At 57.6% G+C, this 17,588-nt stretch carries 17 protein-coding genes; 13 read left to right on the forward strand and 4 right to left on the reverse strand.

Annotated features, from left to right (window positions below):
- Positions 1 to 51: 51 nt before the first annotated feature.
- The 9 genes from NYE92_RS19335 (at position 52) to katG (ending at position 8,551) form a co-directional block, all read left to right on the forward strand.
- Positions 52 to 837: a transporter substrate-binding domain-containing protein gene (locus NYE92_RS19335; RefSeq protein ID WP_014592993.1), complete on the forward strand. Its 786-nt coding sequence runs from the start codon at positions 52 to 54 to the stop codon at positions 835 to 837.
- A 10-nt stretch (positions 838 to 847) separates the two neighbouring features.
- The gene (locus tag NYE92_RS19340) at positions 848 to 1,513 is read left to right on the forward strand and encodes an amino acid ABC transporter permease (RefSeq protein WP_013024753.1); all 666 of its coding nucleotides are present in this window, start codon (positions 848 to 850) and stop codon (positions 1,511 to 1,513) included.
- Positions 1,513 to 2,169, forward strand: a complete 657-nt coding sequence (locus tag NYE92_RS19345) for an amino acid ABC transporter permease (protein WP_024471625.1) — start codon at positions 1,513 to 1,515, stop codon at positions 2,167 to 2,169. Before NYE92_RS19340 ends, NYE92_RS19345 begins: the two co-directional genes overlap by 1 nt.
- Positions 2,150 to 2,881 carry an amino acid ABC transporter ATP-binding protein gene (locus tag NYE92_RS19350; RefSeq protein ID WP_014592994.1) on the forward strand — a complete coding sequence of 244 codons (732 nt, stop codon included), beginning with the start codon at positions 2,150 to 2,152 and terminating at the stop codon, positions 2,879 to 2,881. The genes NYE92_RS19345 and NYE92_RS19350 overlap by 20 nt, the downstream gene beginning before the upstream one ends.
- 21 nt (positions 2,882 to 2,902) lie before the next feature.
- A complete protein-coding gene (locus tag NYE92_RS19355; protein ID WP_014592995.1) occupies positions 2,903 to 4,138 on the forward strand; it encodes an alanine--glyoxylate aminotransferase family protein in 1,236 nt (411 codons plus the stop codon).
- The gene (hpxK, locus tag NYE92_RS19360) at positions 4,135 to 5,388 is read left to right on the forward strand and encodes an allantoate amidohydrolase (protein WP_072404168.1); all 1,254 of its coding nucleotides are present in this window, start codon (positions 4,135 to 4,137) and stop codon (positions 5,386 to 5,388) included. Before NYE92_RS19355 ends, hpxK begins: the two co-directional genes overlap by 4 nt.
- A 1-nt stretch (position 5,389) precedes the next feature.
- Entirely contained in the window at positions 5,390 to 5,884 is a 495-nt protein-coding gene (gene uraD / locus NYE92_RS19365) for a 2-oxo-4-hydroxy-4-carboxy-5-ureidoimidazoline decarboxylase (protein WP_022622714.1), read from the forward strand.
- Positions 5,881 to 6,216: a hydroxyisourate hydrolase gene (gene uraH / locus NYE92_RS19370; protein WP_013024759.1), complete on the forward strand. Its 336-nt coding sequence runs from the start codon at positions 5,881 to 5,883 to the stop codon at positions 6,214 to 6,216. The genes uraD and uraH overlap by 4 nt, the downstream gene beginning before the upstream one ends.
- 136 nt (positions 6,217 to 6,352) lie before the next feature.
- Positions 6,353 to 8,551 carry a catalase/peroxidase HPI gene (katG, locus tag NYE92_RS19375; protein ID WP_014592998.1) on the forward strand — a complete coding sequence of 733 codons (2,199 nt, stop codon included), beginning with the start codon at positions 6,353 to 6,355 and terminating at the stop codon, positions 8,549 to 8,551.
- 36 nt (positions 8,552 to 8,587) lie between these two features.
- Here katG and NYE92_RS19380 read toward each other — a convergent pair whose 3' ends face one another.
- On the reverse strand, positions 8,588 to 9,361 hold the full coding sequence (locus NYE92_RS19380; RefSeq protein ID WP_014606511.1) for an amidohydrolase: 774 nt from the start codon (positions 9,359 to 9,361) through the stop codon (positions 8,588 to 8,590).
- Positions 9,349 to 10,509, reverse strand: a complete 1,161-nt coding sequence (locus tag NYE92_RS19385) for a pyridoxal phosphate-dependent aminotransferase (RefSeq protein ID WP_088900367.1) — start codon at positions 10,507 to 10,509, stop codon at positions 9,349 to 9,351. Before NYE92_RS19385 ends, NYE92_RS19380 begins: the two co-directional genes overlap by 13 nt.
- A gap of 115 nt (positions 10,510 to 10,624) precedes the next feature.
- On the opposite strand from NYE92_RS19385, the gene NYE92_RS19390 reads away from it, so the two are divergent.
- The 3 genes from NYE92_RS19390 to NYE92_RS19400 are packed head-to-tail and all read left to right on the forward strand — an operon-like array spanning position 10,625 to position 12,463.
- A complete protein-coding gene (locus tag NYE92_RS19390) occupies positions 10,625 to 11,239 on the forward strand; it encodes a methylthioribulose 1-phosphate dehydratase (protein ID WP_014606509.1) in 615 nt (204 codons plus the stop codon).
- A complete protein-coding gene (gene mtnC / locus NYE92_RS19395) occupies positions 11,236 to 11,919 on the forward strand; it encodes an acireductone synthase (RefSeq protein WP_088900368.1) in 684 nt (227 codons plus the stop codon). The genes NYE92_RS19390 and mtnC overlap by 4 nt, the downstream gene beginning before the upstream one ends.
- Before the next feature lies 1 nt (position 11,920).
- Positions 11,921 to 12,463 (forward strand): acireductone dioxygenase, encoded by a 543-nt coding sequence (locus NYE92_RS19400; RefSeq protein WP_014606507.1) that lies wholly within the window; start codon positions 11,921 to 11,923, stop codon positions 12,461 to 12,463.
- Positions 12,464 to 12,510: 47 nt separating this feature from the next.
- Here NYE92_RS19400 and mtnA read toward each other — a convergent pair whose 3' ends face one another.
- Entirely contained in the window at positions 12,511 to 13,533 is a 1,023-nt protein-coding gene (gene mtnA, locus NYE92_RS19405; RefSeq protein WP_014593003.1) for an S-methyl-5-thioribose-1-phosphate isomerase, read from the reverse strand.
- Positions 13,534 to 13,670: 137 nt separating this feature from the next.
- Here mtnA and mtnK point away from each other — a divergent pair, with 137 nt between their 5' ends.
- On the forward strand, positions 13,671 to 14,870 hold the full coding sequence (gene mtnK, locus NYE92_RS19410) for an S-methyl-5-thioribose kinase (RefSeq protein WP_014606506.1): 1,200 nt from the start codon (positions 13,671 to 13,673) through the stop codon (positions 14,868 to 14,870).
- A gap of 31 nt (positions 14,871 to 14,901) precedes the next feature.
- Here mtnK and fadE read toward each other — a convergent pair whose 3' ends face one another.
- Entirely contained in the window at positions 14,902 to 17,349 is a 2,448-nt protein-coding gene (gene fadE, locus NYE92_RS19415) for an acyl-CoA dehydrogenase FadE (RefSeq protein WP_014606505.1), read from the reverse strand.
- Positions 17,350 to 17,588: the final 239 nt, after the last annotated feature.

Genomic DNA, 17,588 nt, shown 5'->3' on the forward strand with positions numbered 1-17,588 from the left:
AATGCCTTCAATAAGAATCTTTTGTTTCACATAATCTCACCGGGGTGCATAATGAAAAAAGTTCTGATGGCGGTCGCAGCAGCGGCAGTATTGATGGTGCAGGCGGGCAACGTGTTGGCCGATCAACTGCAGGATATCCAGAAACGCGGCGTGCTGCGGGTTGCGGTACCGCAGGATTTCCCGCCGTTTGGCTCAGTGGGGACCGATCTGCAACCCCAGGGCTATGACATCGACATGGCGAAGTATCTGGCTAAGCAGATGAAACTTAAGTTGCAGCTGGTGCCGGTCACCAGCGCGAACCGCGTACCTTACTTGCAAACGGACAAAGTTGACCTGGTGATCTCCAGCATGGGGAAAAATCCGGAACGCGAAAAGGTGATCGACTTTAGCCGGGCCTATGCGCCGTTCTTCCTGGGCGTTTTCGGTCCTAAAGGCGATCATCTGAAGGATGCCGCAGCACTGAGCGGTAAATCTGTTGGCGTCACCCGCGGTGCGGTAGAGGACATGGTACTGAGTGAGGTAGCCCCTAAGGATGCGCAGGTGAAACGTTATGAAGATAACAACACCACCTTATCCGCTTACCTCTCCGGCCAGGTGCAGTACGTGGCAACGGGTAATCTTGTGGTCGCGGCCATTACGCGTCAGAACCCGGCAAAAGCCCCTGTTGCGCAATTTATGCTGAAAGACTCTCCGTGCTATATCGGATTGAAGAAAGACGAGCCGGCGCTGAAAGACAAAGTGAATACGCTGATCGAGCAGGGCATTAAAGACGGCACGCTGAATAAAATGTCCGAAGAGTGGCTGAAAGCGCCGCTGCCAGCCAACCTGGGCGCATAAGGACGGAGCAATGACCGGGCAACTTAATTTCCCTGCATTGTGGCCGTACTGGCCGGAGTTGCTCTCCGGCCTGTGGGTAACGATCCAGTTAACCGTGCTGGCAACGGTCGGGGGCGTCAGTATCGGTATCATCGGCGCGGCGCTGCGCAGTGGTAAACCCAGTTGGTTAAGCCGCCTGTGGGGCCTCTATGTTGAACTGATACGCAACACGCCGTTTGTGGTGCAGCTGTTCTTTATTGTGTTCGGCTTGCCGAACCTGGGGCTGAAACTCACGGCGGGTGAAGCCGCGCTGCTGGCCATGCTGGTTAACCTGGGGGCTTACAGTACGGAAATTATCCGTGCCGGTATTCAGGTCACGCCAAAAGGGCAGTGGGAAGCCGGTCGGGTTCTGGGGTTGACGCGCAGCCAGACGTTTTTACGCGTGGTTTTGCCGCCGTCGCTGCAGCGGATTTATCCTGCGCTGGTGAGCCAGTGCATCATTGTCATGCTGGGATCGTCGGTGGTTTCGCAGGTCTCCTACGAGGAACTGACCTTCGCCGCCAACCTGATTCAGTCGCGCACCTTTTTGAGTTTTGAAGTCTACTCGGTGACCACGCTGATTTACCTGGCGTTGTCGATTGTGATGCGTCAGCTGCTGCTGGCGATTGGCCGCAAATGGCTGGGGGTGCAGGCATGATGACAACCTTTACTGACTGGGACATCCTGCGCAATCTGCTGCTGGCGGCTCGCTGGACCATCGCGCTGTCGCTGGTGGCCTTTTTAGGCGGCACGCTGGTCACGCTGCCGCTGCTGTTTTTACGCCTGTTAAAGCGTAAATGGCTGACGCGCGTGATCCGTGCCTATACCGAACTGTTCCAGGGCACGCCGCTGCTGATGCAGCTGTTTCTGGCTTTCTTTGGCGTCGGACTGTTCGGTATCGACGTCGCGCCCTGGACCGCCGCCTCGCTGGCGCTGACCTTTTATACCAGCGCGTTTCTGCTGGATATCTGGCATGGCAGTATTCAGGCCCTGCCCAAGGGCCAGTGGGAAGCATCACGCTGTCTCGGGCTTGATTTTGGTCAGACGCTGACGCGGGTCATCGCACCCCAGGCGATTCGCATTGCCATTGCCCCCACGGTGGGATTTGCGGTGCAGGTGATCAAAGGCACGGCGCTGGCATCCATTATCGGGTTCGTCGAGCTGACCAAGGCCGGCACCATTCTGAATAACGTGACCTATCAGCCCTTTAAAGTCTTTGGGCTGGTGGCACTGGGCTATTTCCTGCTGTGTTATCCGCTGTCGCGCTACAGCCAGTATCTGGAGAAAAAATTTAATGCCGCTCATCACCATTAATCAGGTGCAGAAGTATTACGGCACCAACCACGTTCTCAAAGGCGTGGATCTGGATATCGATATGGGAGAAGTGATCTCCATTATCGGGCGCAGCGGTTCAGGCAAAAGTACGCTGTTGCGCTGCATGAACGGGCTGGAAGGCTATCAGGATGGCAGCATTAAACTCGGCGGTATGACGATTACCGACCGTGATTCCCAGGCGCGGGAAATCAGCCGCTCAGTCGGCATGGTGTTTCAGAACTTCAATCTGTTCCCGCATATGACGGCGCTGGAAAACGTCATGCTGGCGCCGCGTCGGGTGCTGAAAAAAAGCCAGGCGGAGTGCCGCGAACTGGCGGCGCGCATGCTGGAGAAAGTGGGGCTGGGCGAGCGGCTGGATTATTACCCTTCCAGCCTGTCTGGTGGTCAGCAGCAGCGCGTTGCCATTGCCCGCGCGCTGGCGATGGAACCCCGCGTCTTACTGTGTGATGAGATTACCTCTGCACTGGATCCTGAGCTGGTCGGTGAAGTGCTAAAAGTGCTGGAACAGCTTGCCGCCGAGGGCATGACGTTGATTCTCGTCACCCATGAAATGAACTTCGCCCGCGACGTGGGCGATCGTGTGGTCTTTATGCATCAGGGGCGCGTCTGGGAGCAGGGCGACAGTAAAACGCTGTTCGCTTCTCCACAGACGGCGGAGCTAAAGCAGTTTATTTCCTCTGTGCGTCTTTGAGTGCTTAACAAGGAATTCACTATGGATATCTCTCAATTTCCGCAAATTAATCCTCCTCAGCGTCTGTTAATGGGACCTGGCCCTATCAATGCCGATCCGCGCGTGCTGCGTGCGATGTCGAGCCAGCTGCTCGGGCAATACGATCCGGCGATGACGCACTATATGAATGAGGTGATGGCGCTGTATCGTGGCGTGTTTCGCACGGAAAACCGCTGGACGTTACTGATTGACGGCACCTCACGCGCTGGTATTGAGGCAATTCTGCTGTCGGCGATTCGCCCCGGCGATAAAGTGCTGGTGCCGGTCTTTGGCCGTTTTGGTCATCTGCTGTGTGAAATTGCCCGCCGCTGCCGTGCCGATGTGCACACGATTGACGTGCCATGGGGCGAGGTCTTTACGCCAGACCAGATTGAAGACGCCATCAAAAAAGTCAAACCGCGCCTGTTGCTGACCGTGCAGGGCGATACCTCGACCACCATGCTGCAGCCGCTGGCTGAGTTGGGTGCCATCTGCAAAAAATATGGCGTGCTGTTCTATACCGATGCGACGGCGTCGCTGGCGGGCAATGCGCTGGAAACCGATGCATGGGGGCTGGATGCGGTCTCCGCGGGCATGCAGAAATGCCTGGGCGGCCCGTCCGGAACCTCCCCGATCACGTTAAGCGATGAGATGGCGGCGATAGTCCGCAAGCGCAAATGCGTGGAGCAGGGGATCCGCACCGACGCGCATCAGGATGGTGACGACGAGATGATCTACTCCAACTATTTCGATCTCGGCATGATCATGGACTACTGGGGCCCGGAACGGCTCAATCACCATACTGAAGCCACCAGCGCCCTGTTCGGCGCGCGTGAGTGTGCGCGTCTGATTCTGCAGGAAGGGCTGGACAACGGCATTGCCCGCCACCAGCTTCACGGCGAGGCGATGCTGAAAGGCATTCAGGGAATGGGGCTGGAAACCTTTGGCGATCTCAGTAACAAGATGAGCAATGTCCTGGGCGTGGTGATTCCCCAGGGCGTCAATGGCGATGAAGTGCGTAAGCTCATGCTGGAGGATTTTGGTATTGAGATCGGCACGTCCTTTGGCCCGCTGCATGGCAAAGTGTGGCGCATCGGCACTATGGGTTATAACGCGCGTAAAGACTGCGTGATGCAAACGCTGGCGGCGCTGGAAATGGTCCTGTCCCATGTCGGTTATCGTACGCCACAGGGGGCCGGTTCGCAGGCGGCATGGAACCACTATGGGAGCCATGCATGATGATGAATGCCAGCGAGGCTCAGATTGCCGCTCGGCGCGTGATGGCGCGCTGTGACGCGCTGGCTGAGATCAGTGAAAGCGATCAGGGCCTGACACGGGTTTACCTGTCGCCAGAGCACCTGCGGGCCAATGCGCGCGTGGGCGAATGGATGCAGGCTGCCGGTATGACGGTCTGGCAGGATGAGGTGGGCAATATCTGCGGTCGCTATGAGGCCGCGCAGCCCGGCGCTCCCGCACTGTTATTGGGTTCGCATCTGGACACGGTACGCAACGCCGGCCGCTATGACGGGATGCTGGGCGTGCTGAGCGCCATTGAAACCGTCCAGTGGCTGCACGATCGCCAGCGTCGATTGCCGCTGGCCATTGAAGTCATCGGCTTCGGGGATGAAGAGGGCACGCGCTTTGGCATCACGTTGCTGGGCAGTCGCGGCATTACCGGCACCTGGCCTGACAGCTGGCCGACACATCCTGACGGCAACGGCATCACGGTTTCCCAGGCGATGAGCGACGTGGGGCTGGATGCCAGTCAGATCCAGCGTGCCGCGCGCAACGTCAGCGATATCGTGGCCTATCTGGAGCTGCACATTGAGCAGGGACCTTGCCTGGAGCAGGAAGATCTCGCGCTCGGGGTGGTCACGGCGATCAACGGTGCCCGTCGTCTGAACTGCTGCTTTACGGGCGAGGCGGGCCATGCCGGTACGGTGCCGATGAAGCATCGTAAAGATGCCCTGGCGGCCGCGGCGGAATGGATGGTGTTTATTGAACACACGACGCGCGAACAGCCGGGGCAGTTAGTGGCAACGGTAGGCACGCTCAACTGCGCACCGGGCGCGGTCAACGTCATTCCGGGCGAGGTGAATCTGTCGCTGGATGTGCGCGGACCCGAGGACGCACCGCTTGAAGCGCTGCTGTCCGCCTTGCTGACCCAGGCGGAAGCCATTGCGCTGCGTCGGGGATTAACCTTCGAATCTCATGAGTATTACCGCATTGCGGCGACGGCCTGCGATGCCGGATTGCAACAGGCGTTGAGCCACGCGGTTGAAACCGTACAGGGGCGCAGCCTGGCCCTGCCCAGTGGCGCAGGCCATGATGCTATCGCAATCGCAGAACGCTGGCCGGTAGGCATGCTGTTTGTGCGTAACCATCGCGGTATCAGCCACCATCCGGCCGAATCGGTCAATGAAGCCGATGTCGCTCCCGCGATTCAGGCCTATTTGCAGACGATATGTCACCTTGCGGAGCAGCATTAAGATGGATTTAGGCACCTTTAACCAGCTACCGCAAGCCGCCGCTCAGCTTGCGCTCTCGCACTGCGTCGCGATTCCTCGCTGGCAGCAGGCGCTGGCGGCGGCCCGCCCGTTTCACAGCGTTGAGGCCCTGCTGGCTGAGGCACAACGGCTCGCCCAGGCCTGGCAGGAAGACGATCTGAATCAGGCGCTTTCAGCTCATCCGCGCATCGGGGAAAAGGCACAGGGCGACGAGAAGGAAAAACGGTTATCACGCAGCGAACAAGCGGCCATGCAACAGGCAGACGATGCGTTACAGCAGGCGATGGTGCAGGGCAACCAGGCTTATGAGGCGCGCTTTAACCGGGTCTTTTTGATCCGGGCGAAAGGGCGCAGCGCACAGAATATGCTTGATGAACTTACACGGCGGCTGGACAACAGCCCGGAAAGCGAGCGCCAGGAATCTCTGGAACAACTGCGGGAAATCACCCTGCTGCGCCTTAAGGAGAGTTTTTCATGAGCACTATCAGCACCCATATTCTGGATACCGCGCTGGGTAAACCCGCGCCAGGCGTAGCCATGTTGCTGGAACAGCACGGGGCACAAGGGTGGGTAACCTGTGCCCGGGGCATCACGGATAACGATGGTCGCCTGAAGGATCTGACACCCGAGCCGCTTGCGCCGGGACAGTACCGCCTGACGGCCGCGATTGGCGAATACTTCCGCGCAGGCGGACGAGAAACGTTGTACGTCAGTGCGCAAATTGATTTTGTGCTGACGGAAAGCGCCAGCCATTATCATCTGCCATTTTTAATCTCGCCCTGGAGCTGGTCTACCTATCGCGGCAGTTAACAGGTGCATCAGGCGCAGCGTTTTTCCGCTGCGCTTGAGAGCTATCGGCTATCAATACCTTCGGCCCATCCGACTATATTCCTGCTAACGCCAGGGTTATCTTAAGGTCAATAATGTGAAGGCAACGGAGCCGATAATGAGCACGCCAAAAGATAATGATGTAGCCGCTTCAGGTAAATGTCCCTTTCATCACGGTAAATCGGAAGAAGAAAGCGTTCTGGCTCGTGGAGCCGGCAGTGGTACCAGCAATCGCGACTGGTGGCCAAACATGTTGCGCGTGGATCTGCTAAACCAGCACTCCAACCGTTCTAATCCCCTCGGCGAAAACTTCAACTACCGCGAAGCGTTCAGCACGCTGGACTACTCCGCACTGAAAGCCGACATCCGGGCGTTGCTCACCGACTCCCAATCCTGGTGGCCAGCCGACTGGGGCACCTACATTGGCCTGTTTATTCGTATGGCGTGGCACAGTGCCGGTACTTACCGCACCGTCGACGGGCGCGGTGGCTCAGGCCGGGGTCAACAGCGTTTCGCCCCACTGAACTCCTGGCCAGATAACGTCAGCCTTGATAAAGCCCGCCGCCTGCTGTGGCCGGTAAAACAAAAATACGGTCAGAAAATTTCCTGGGCCGATCTCTACATCCTCGCCGGCAACGTTTCGCTGGAAAATTCAGGTTTCCGTACCTTTGGTTTTGGTGCCGGTCGTGAAGACGTCTGGGAACCGGATATGGACGTGGATTGGGGTAACGAAACCGAGTGGCTGGCCCATCGCCATCCGGAAAGCCTGGCTAACGCACCGCTGGGCGCGACCGAAATGGGGCTGATCTACGTGAACCCAGAGGGGCCTGAAGCCAGCGGCGATCCCGCTTCTGCCGCGCCAGCGATTCGCGCGACATTCGGCAACATGGGCATGAACGACGAAGAGATCGTGGCGCTGATTGCGGGTGGACATACCCTGGGCAAAACCCATGGTGCCGCCGCCGCCAGTCACGTGGGCGTCGATCCTGAAGCCTCACCTATCGAAGCACAGGGCTTTGGCTGGAACAACAGCCACGGCAGCGGTGTGGGTGCAGATGCGATTACCTCCGGCCTTGAAGTCGTCTGGACGCAAACGCCAACCCAGTGGAGCAACTACTTCTTTGAGAACCTGTTCAAATATGAGTGGGTGAAAACGCACAGCCCGGCGGGTGCGATTCAGTATGAAGCGGTCAACGCTGACGACATTATTCCGGATCCGTTCGATCCTGCGAAAAAGCGCAAACCGACCATGCTGGTGACGGATCTGACGTTGCGTTTCGACCCCGAGTTCGAGAAGATTTCTCGCCGCTTCCTGAACGATCCGCAGTCCTTTAACGAAGCCTTTGCCCGCGCCTGGTTTAAGCTGACCCACCGCGATATGGGGCCAAAAGCGCGTTACATCGGTCCGGAAGTGCCAAAGGAAGATTTACTGTGGCAGGATCCGTTACCGCAGCCAACGCATCAGCCGACGGCCGATGATATCAGTGAACTGAAGGCGAAAATCGCTGCATCAGGTTTGACGGTAAGCCAGCTGGTTTCGGCGGCCTGGGCTTCGGCTTCAACCTTCCGTGGTGGCGACAAACGCGGCGGCGCAAACGGTGCCCGTCTGGCGCTGGCGCCCCAGAACAGCTGGGCGGTGAACGCCAGCGTCATTAACGATGTGTTACCGAAACTGCAGCAGATCCAGCAGGAATCCGGTAAAGCTTCATTAGCTGACGTCATTGTCCTGGCGGGCAGCGTCGGCATCGAAATGGCCGCAGCCGCAGCCGGCGTCAGCGCACAGGTGCCCTTTACCCCAGGCCGCGTGGATGCTCGTCAGGATCAAACTGATGTAGAATCCTTTAACGTACTCCAACCGCTGGCAGATGGTTTCCGTAACTATCGTCGCGTACAGGGAGGATCATCCACTGAAACCCTGTTGCTGGATAAGGCGCAGCAACTGACGCTGAGTGCCCCAGAGCTCACCGTCCTGCTGGGTGGCCTGCGTGTCCTGGGCACCAACTTTGACGGCAGCCATCACGGCGTGTTCACCGACCGCGTGGGCGTGCTGAGTAATGATTTCTTTGTGAATCTGCTGGATATGCGCACCGCATGGCGTGCGACCGACGGCAGTGAAGAGATCTTCGAAGGCCGCGATCGTCAGAGCGGAGAAGTGAAGTACAGCGCGACGCGCGCCGATCTGGTGTTCGGTTCCAACGCCATCCTGCGCGCTCTGGCCGAAGTTTATGCCAGCAGCGATGCAAAACAGAAGTTTGTTACCGACTTCGTGGCGGCCTGGACGAAAGTGATGAACCTGGACCGTTTCGACCTGCAGTAAACGCCTGAATCGCCCCCGGCCTGGCCGGGGGCGATTTTATTCTGCCAACGTAAAGCCATCCGCATCGCGCCATGCCGGAAACCGCTCGCGATAAGCCTGCAACTCGGCTAGCGACAGCGACGCCTCAACCTGACCGGCTTTGAACGGCTCGCCCGCCGCCAGAATCTCCCCCTGCGGAGAAATAATTCGACTGTCCCCACTGTACTGATGCTGATTACCATCGCTGCCCACACGGTTGCAGCCTGCTACATATGCCTGATTTTCGATAGCGCGAGCCAGCAGCAGGGCCTGCCAGTGAAGGGCGCGCGCTGCAGGCCAGTTGGCGACATACAGCGCCAGATCGTAGTCATTTTGATTGCGTGAGAACACCGGAAAGCGCAGGTCGTAACAGATTTGCGGCAGAATACGCCAGCCGCGCCACGGAATCACCGTACGCGCCTTGCCCGCAATATAATGCTGCTGTTCATCGGCCATGCGAAACAGATGACGTTTGTCATAATGGTGCAGCGTGCCGTCCGGCTCAACCAGCAGAAAACGGTTTACGGCGCCCTCAGCGGTATGAACGGCGGCGCTGCCGCCCACCAGCGCATTGGTGCGCTTAGCATGGTGCTGTAACCATTCCACGACCTGCGCCTGCGGTAGCGCCGACTGGGCGGCCTCCATGGCAAAACCGGTGGTGAACATTTCGGGCAGAATAATGACATCCCGTTGCGTGAGGTCGGCTAAGATCCGATCGAAATGGCGCAGGTTGGCCTCGCCATCCATCCACGTCAGTGGCTCCTGTAGCAGCGTTATCGCTAAAGTCGACATAACCGCTCCGCTGCCGCATCAAGTGTGGCTTCCTGTTTTGCAAAGCACAGCCGAATCAGTTTGTGCGGGAAAGGCGCCTCGCAGAATACCGACAGCGGAATGGCGGCTACGCCCACTTCACGCGTCAGCCACTGGCAAAAACTGACATCGTCCAGGTCCGAAATGGCACTGTAGTCCGCCAGCAGGAAGTAGGTGCCTTCACAGGGCAACAGGTGAAAACGACTGCTGCGCAAGGCCTGTATCAGTCGGTCACGGCGCGCGCGATAAAACTCGGGCAGTTCACGATAGTGTTCGGGATGCTGGCGCAGCATATCGGCAATCGCCAGTTGCGCAGGCGTGTTGACTGAAAACGTCAGGTACTGATGGATCTTACGGATCTCGGCGCTAATGGCCGCCGGTGCCACGCAGTAACCGACTTTCCAGCCCGTCATATGAAAGGTTTTGCCAAAGGATGACACCGCCACCGCACGTTGACGCAGCTCAGGATGCGCCAGCACGCTGGCATGACCCTCCTGTGCAAAGCAGATGTGCTCATAGACTTCATCGCTCAGTACGTAGATTTCCCGGTCGGCGACAGCCTGCCATAACGCGGCATAGTCCGCGTGATGCCAGATGCTGGCCGAGGGATTATGCGGCGTGTTTAAGATGACCAGGCGGGTTTTGTCGCTTAGCAGCGCGGAGAACGCAGGCCAGTCAACCGTGAACAACGGTGGCTGCAAGGTGAGGCGTTTCAGTGTACCGCCCGCCAGCTGTACCGCAGGCGCATAGCTGTCGTAACTGGGATCGAAACAGATGACCTCGTCACCGGGCCGCACCAGGGCGGTGATGGCGGCATACAGGGCTTCAGTAGCCCCTGCCGTCACGGTGATATCGCTGTTCACATCGGGCCGATAGCCATAGATCGCGGCGGTTTTATCCGCAATGGCTTCGCGAAGCGGTTGTGCGCCGGTCATGGGTGCGTACTGATTCGCGCCCTGACTGACGTGGTAAGCCAGCCTTTCCTGCAGGTAAGACGGACCATCAAAATCCGGAAATCCCTGAGAAAGATTAATCGCATTATGCTGCTGTGCCAGCGTGCTCATTTGCGTGAATATGGTGGTGCCGAGTGCAGGCAGCTTGCTCTCGGGCGTCAGGTTGGACTGCGTCATGATTAGGTAGCCTTACGCGCAAAAACGGTAGCGGAAAAACCCTTAGTTGATGCCACTATAAACAGGATGCTAGTATTTGGCAATCAAGACGCTTAGACGGCTAAAAGGAACGATGATGTCCGATTCTTCTGCAGTAGATCAGCTGGTGCAAGCCTGTCACTGGATAGGCGCGAAGGGCTGGGCACCGGCCACCGGTGGCAATATGTCGGTGCGCCAGGATGCACATGTTTGCCTGCTGAGTGAGTCGGGCAAAGACAAAGGCAGCCTGACGCGGGATGATTTTATTCAGGTCCACATTGCCACTAATCTGGCCCCCTCGGGCCGCAAGCCTTCGGCAGAAACCGCGCTGCACACGCTGATTTACCGTCTGTTCCCGGAGGCGGGCGCGGTACTGCACACGCACACGGTCAATTCCACGGTGCTGTCGCGGGTTGAGCAGGGTGCCGCCGTGCTGCTCTACGGCTATGAGATGCAAAAGTCGCTGAGCGGGCAAACGACCCACGATGCTACCGTGGCGATTCCCCTGTTCGACAACAGTCAGGATGTGGCGGCGCTGGCGTCAGAGATCGAGGATTATGCCGCCCGTTTTCCCCTGCGCTATGGCTTTCTGCTGCGCGGACACGGCCTGACCTGCTGGGGCAAAGATGTCGCTGAAGCCCGTCGTCATCTTGAAGGTCTGGAATTTTTATTTGAATGCGAGCGCCAACGTCGCCTGCTGGAGAAAGCATGATAAAGGCCATTGTTACCGATATTGAAGGGACCACCAGCGATATCCGCTTTGTACATAACGTTCTGTTTCCCTATGCCCGAGCGCATCTGGCTGATTATGTTCGCAAGAATCAGACGCAGACTGAGGTGCAACAGGCGCTAAACGCCGTGCGTACCGAAGCGGGGCAACCCGATGCCGATACAGACGAGGTCATCGCTATTCTGTTTTCTTACATGGATGCGGATCGCAAATCGACCGGCCTGAAGGCGCTGCAGGGAATGATTTGGCGCGAGGGCTACCTGAGCGGTCGCTTTACCGGGCACCTTTATCCTGATGTGCTGCCCGCGCTTAAGGCCTGGCACGTGCAAGGCATTAAATTATATATATATTCCTCTGGCTCGGTTGCCGCGCAGAAATTGTTATTTGGCTACAGCGACGAAGGTGATATTACTGGTTTGTTCAGCGGCTATTTTGATACCCACGTGGGCGCCAAGCGTGAGAAGACGTCGTATCAGAACATCGCTGCGCAAACGGGCTTGCCCGCCGAACAACTGCTGTTTCTTTCTGATATTCATCAGGAGCTGGACGCAGCAGAGCAGGCCGGCTGGCACACGCTGCAGCTGATTCGTGACGCGGCAGATGATGACAGCCATCATCGTCAGGTCGCCGATTTTTCCCAGATTAACCCGGAGTCGATTTGAGATGAGTGCACTGACCATTTTTAGCGATAGCGATCCCAGCCAGCCGATATGGCACAGCACCGATGCTGAGGCGATTCGCGCGCGGCTGAATGCCAAAGACGTCCGTTTTGAACGCTGGCAGGCCGACCGCGATCTGGGCGAAAACCCGGATGCGGAAACGGTCATCAACGCCTATCAGCATGCCATCGACCGGCTGGTGGCCGAAAAAGGCTATCAGAGCTGGGACGTGATTAGCATGCGTGCCGATAACCCGCAGAAGGACGTTCTGCGCCAGAAGTTTCTGTCGGAACACACGCACGGCGAAGATGAAGTGCGCTTCTTTGTCGAGGGTGCGGGGCTGTTTTGTCTGCATCTGGACGGTGAAATTTTGCAGATCCTGTGCGAAAAGAACGATCTGATTTCGGTGCCCGCCGGCACGCCGCACTGGTTTGATATGGGATCGTCCCCGCACTTCACCGCGATTCGCATTTTTGATAATCAGGAAGGCTGGATCGCCAATTTCACCGGCGACAAGATTGCCGATGCCTATCCGCGCCTTGCGTAATCACGGCGCATTCTGCGGGCGGCTGATTCCGTAAGCCGCCCGTCCGCTTACTGTGGCTGGAAGATGCCAGCGGCAACCTGAGCCGGTGCGATCACGCCGGTATCCAGCACCCAACCGCTGATCAGCGCGGCAGGCGTAACATCAAAGGCGGGATTGTAGACCTGCGCTTCTTCAGGAGCCCACTGCACGCTGCCGAAGCTTCCGGACACACCGGTGACTTCACTGGCGGCACGCTGTTCAATAGGAATGGCCGCGCCCGTCGGGCAGAGCCGATCCAGCGTGGTATGCGGGGCCGCAACGTAGAACGGAATACCGTGATAGTGCGCTAACACCGCCAGGCTGTAGGTGCCGATTTTGTTCGCTACGTCACCATTGGCGGCGATACGGTCCGCGCCCACCCAGATAGCGTCCACGTTGCCCGCAGCCATCAGGCTGGCGGCCATCGAATCGGTGATCAACTGGTAAGGCACGCCGAGTTCGCCGAGTTCCCAGGCGGTTAAGCGCCCGCCCTGCAACAGGGGACGCGTTTCATCGACCCAAACATTTCGGACCTTGCCCTCTTGATGCGCGCGCGCGATAACGCCCAAGGCTGTGCCGACGCCTGCGGTCGCCAGGCCGCCTGTATTGCAGTGGGTTAACAGCTGGCTGCCGGGTTTGACCAGCGAGCTTCCGGCTTCGGCGATGCGATCGCAGAGCTGTTTATCCTCCTGTACCAGCCGCAAGGCTTCTTCTGCCAGGCTCGTCACCCTGTCTGGCTGCTCCAGCGCCTGTTTCATACGATCGAGGTTATTCATCAGGTTGACCGCGGTCGGGCGGGCGGCCCGCAATATTTCCAGCGACTGTGCCAGCTGCTCGCGCGTTTCACCCTGTTCCGCTAGCAGTGCCAGCAGCAGGGATGCAGACAGGCCAATTAACGGCGCACCGCGCACCCGCAGCGCATGAATATGTTCAACCAACTGCGCGACCGAATGGGCAGGCAGCCAGTTCTTTTGCTGGGGCAGGGCCTGCTGATCCAGTATCCAGAGCTGGTTGTTACGAACCTGTAAGCTGGTAGTTTGGAATGTCTGCATTGTTGGTGAAATCCATGTTGCGTTAATAGCGGATATTGTGCCAACATGCTTAACGGATGTATAGACGTCTGAACGGCTTATTACGAAAGATTAATCAGGTCCGGCTTGCACCGGCGTTTGTTGATGAGGAAAGGTCAATGTCGCAATACCGTACGTTCACTGCAGCCGATGCTGTGGAATATGCCAAAACGTTTGGCGGCATGGATGATCCTTCTGTTCTAAGCAGCGCGGAAGAGATTGGCGATGGTAACCTCAATCTGGTCTTTAAAATTTACGACAACCAGGGTAAAAGCCGCGTGGTAGTCAAACAGGCGCTGCCCTATGTTCGCTGCGTCGGCGAATCGTGGCCGTTAACCCTGGATCGTGCGCGTATCGAAGCGCAAACGCTGGTTGAGCACTACAAATATTGCCCCCAGCACACGGTTAAGGTTACGCATTACGATGCTGATCTGGCGGTGATGGTGATGGAAGATCTTTCCAGCCACCGCATCTGGCGCAGTGAGCTGGTGAAAGGTGCCTACTACCCTGAAGCGCCGCGTCAGCTCGGCGAATATCTGGCGCAAACGCTGTTTCACACCTCAGACTTTATTCTGCACCCGCATCACAAGAAAGCCGAGGTGGCGCGCTTTATCAACCCTGAGCTGTGCGAGATCACCGAAGATCTGTTCTTTAACGATCCCTACACTGACCACGAGCGCAACAGCTATCCTGACGCGCTGGAGCCGCTGGTCGCATCCCTCCGCACTGACGACGCGTTGCGTATTGCTGTGGCCGGGCTCAAGCACGTTTTCTTCAGCCATGCCGAGGCGTTACTGCATGGGGATATCCACAGCGGCTCGATTTTTGTGGCTGACGGCAGCTTGAAAGCGATTGATGCCGAGTTTGGTTATTTTGGACCCATCGGCTTTGACGTGGGCACCGCGCTAGGTAACCTGCTGATCAACTACTGTGGTTTACCGGGCCTGTTGCCTCCCCGCGAAGCCGTTGATGCCCGTGAGCAGCGCCTTAGCGACGTGCGTGATGTCTGGAATACCTTTGCGACGCGCTTCCTGGCGCTGGCAGAAAGTCACACCCAGGATGTGGCCATGGCGTATCCGGGTTATGCACAGGCGTTTCTGCGCAAAGTCTGGGCGGATACAATTGGCTTTTGTGGAACAGAGTTGATCCGTCGAACGGTGGGCATGTCGCACGTGGCGGACATGAAGCTGATTCGGGATGATGAAATGCGCACCGATTGTATTCGCAATGCGATTACCTTAGGCCGCACCCTGATTCTGGCCGCCGGGCACGTGGACGATGTCGAGGCATTGATTGCCCGCATTCGTCAGGCAGGATAAAAAAAGGCCGACATGATGTCGGCCTGATTGTTTATGCCGCCTCACTGGGGCGGGCGGGTTTTGAGACATCCTGCTTTGCCGGCACGGCCAGCGCATCAGCCTCAAACTCATCCACGTTAATGGAACGCAGACGGCTCTGCTCGGCGCGTTTCAGCACTTCAGCTTCTTTGTCGTCAATCCAGCCCTGTTCCAACGCCTGTCTAGCCAGCGCATCCAGTCGGGTGAATGAGAAGTGTTTTTTATGCTGCTTGCACAGGCGGTCGTGAATCACTTCCGCCGCCATCACGTCCTGCAATGCCTGCTCTAACTGACCTGCAGGATTATGCTGGCTCGGCGCAAGATACTGACCACGACCTAAACGCGTACGCGTCGCCGAAGGCACCTGCAGCATTTTTGCCAGTTTGTGATCAAGACGATCGGACGGTGCAGGGCAGTGCTGACCACCGGCAAACACCATCAGTCGAATAACGCCAGCCACCAGGCGGTTCGGGAAGTTACTCAGCAGATCGTCCATGGCTTTCTCTGCTTTATTCAGTGCATCCTGCACGCCCCAGTGCACCAGCGGTAAATCGGCTTCGTGGCGTCCTTCATCGTCATAGCGTTTCAGAGTGGCAGACGCCAGGTAGAGCTGACTCAGCACATCACCCAGGCGAGCAGACATCCGTTCGCGACGTTTCAGGCTGCCGCCTAAGACCGCCATAGAGACATCTGACAGCAAGGCCAGGTTGGCACTAATGCGGTTCATGTGCTGATAATATCGACGCGTTACATCGCGGGTTGGCGCGGCGCTGGTGCGACCGCCCAGCAGGCCTAGCCACAGGCTGCGCATCGCGTTGCTGCCAACGTGACCAATATGGCTAAACAGCGCCTTATCGAAGGCGGCAACATCGTTGCTGGCGGCGGCGGCCATTTCCTGCAGGACATAAGGATGGCAACGAATTGCCCCCTGACCAAAGATAATCATGCTGCGGGTCAGAATGTTCGCGCCTTCCACGGTGATAGCGATGGGCGCACCCTGATAGGCACGCGCCAGGAAGTTGCTGTCACCCAGCATGATGCCCTTACCACCCGCGATATCCATCGCATCGATGATTGACTGTTGAGCGCGATGGGTACAGTGATATTTGACGATGGCTGACAGAACCGCGGGTTTTTCACCCTGCATAATCCCGGTGGTGATTAGCGTAGCGGCCGCGTCCATTACATAGGCATTACCTGCGATGCGCGCCAGCGGCTCTTCAATACCTTCCATTTTACCGATAGACAGCTTGAACTGACGACGGATGTGCGCATAGGCGCCGGTCGCCAGTGCCACCGTTTTCAGGCTACCGGTTGAGTTTGACGGCAGCGTGATGCCACGTCCGACGGACAGACATTCCACCAGCATCCGCCAGCCCTGACCGGCCATTTCCGGGCCGCCAATGATGAAATCAATGGGGACAAAAATGTCTTTCCCACGGGTTGGACCATTCTGGAACGGTACGTTGAGCGGGAAGTGGCGATGACCGATTTCCACGCCCGGCGTGCTGGTTGGGATCAGGGCACAGGTAATGCCCAGTTCCTCTTTCTCGCCCAGCAGATGCTCGGGGTCGGAAAGCTTAAAGGCCAGACCCAGTACGGTGGCGATTGGGGCTAACGTGATATAGCGCTTGTTCCAGGTCAGTCGCATGCCCAGCACCTGCTGGCCCTGCCATTCGCCCATGCAAACGACGCCGGTATCGGGGATTGCCCCGGCATCGGAACCGGCTTCCGGGCTGGTAAGGGCGAAACAGGGAATCTCGTCGCCCCGCGCCAGACGCGGTAAATAGTGATCTTTCTGTTTTTCCGTTCCGTAATGTTGCAGCAGTTCGCCCGGACCCAGTGAGTTAGGCACCCCCACGGTAATCGCCAGAATACCCGATACGCCCGACAGTTTTTGCAACACGCGTGCCTGGGCATAGGCGGAGAATGCCAGTCCGCCGTACTCTTTTTTAATGATCATGGCGAAGAAGCGGTGCTCTTTCAGATAGGCCCACAACTCTGGCGGCATATCCGCCAGTTCATGGGTGATCTGGAAATCATTCGCCATGCGGCAGGCTTCTTCCACCGGGCCATCAATAAAGGCCTGTTCTTCCGGCGTCAGGCGCGGTTGCGGGTAGTTGTGCAGTTTCTGCCAGTCAGGTTTGCCCTGAAAAAGATCGCCTTCCCACCAGGTTGTGCCCGCGTCAATCGCCTCTTTTTCCGTACGAGACATCGGCGGCATGACCTGCTGAAAGCGCTGCAGCACCGGTTTGGAAAACAGTTTGCGGCGCAGGCTGGTCAGGTTCAGCGGCACCAGGATGATCGCCAGCGGCAACAGCAGCCACGGCGTCCACAGGTGGGCCACCGCCATCGCAGCGGTCCACAGCAGCAGGATTGCGCTACTGAGTGACAGAGAGATGCGGTGATAAAACAGGGCGCCAATTAGCACCACTGTCGCAAGAATCGAGACAACCATCATAATGAAGTGCTCCGTTAAGTAGTAAGAGGTCTGACCTGTTATAAGGAGAGGTTTAAATCACCTGCTGGCATTTATCAATTTGTTTACATCGCAATTACAACCTGACTCACAAAATCAGCGAAACAGCGCCCGTAATGAAAATAACGAACGTGAAAAAAACGGCGGGCACACGGCTATCTGACCCTGTGGTGCTTTGCGCAGGTCAACCATTCCGTTAAACTTGCTGCGATTAACCTCCC

Source organism: Pantoea sp. B566, from assembly GCF_024793925.1.
GTDB lineage: Bacteria > Pseudomonadota > Gammaproteobacteria > Enterobacterales > Enterobacteriaceae > Pantoea > Pantoea ananatis.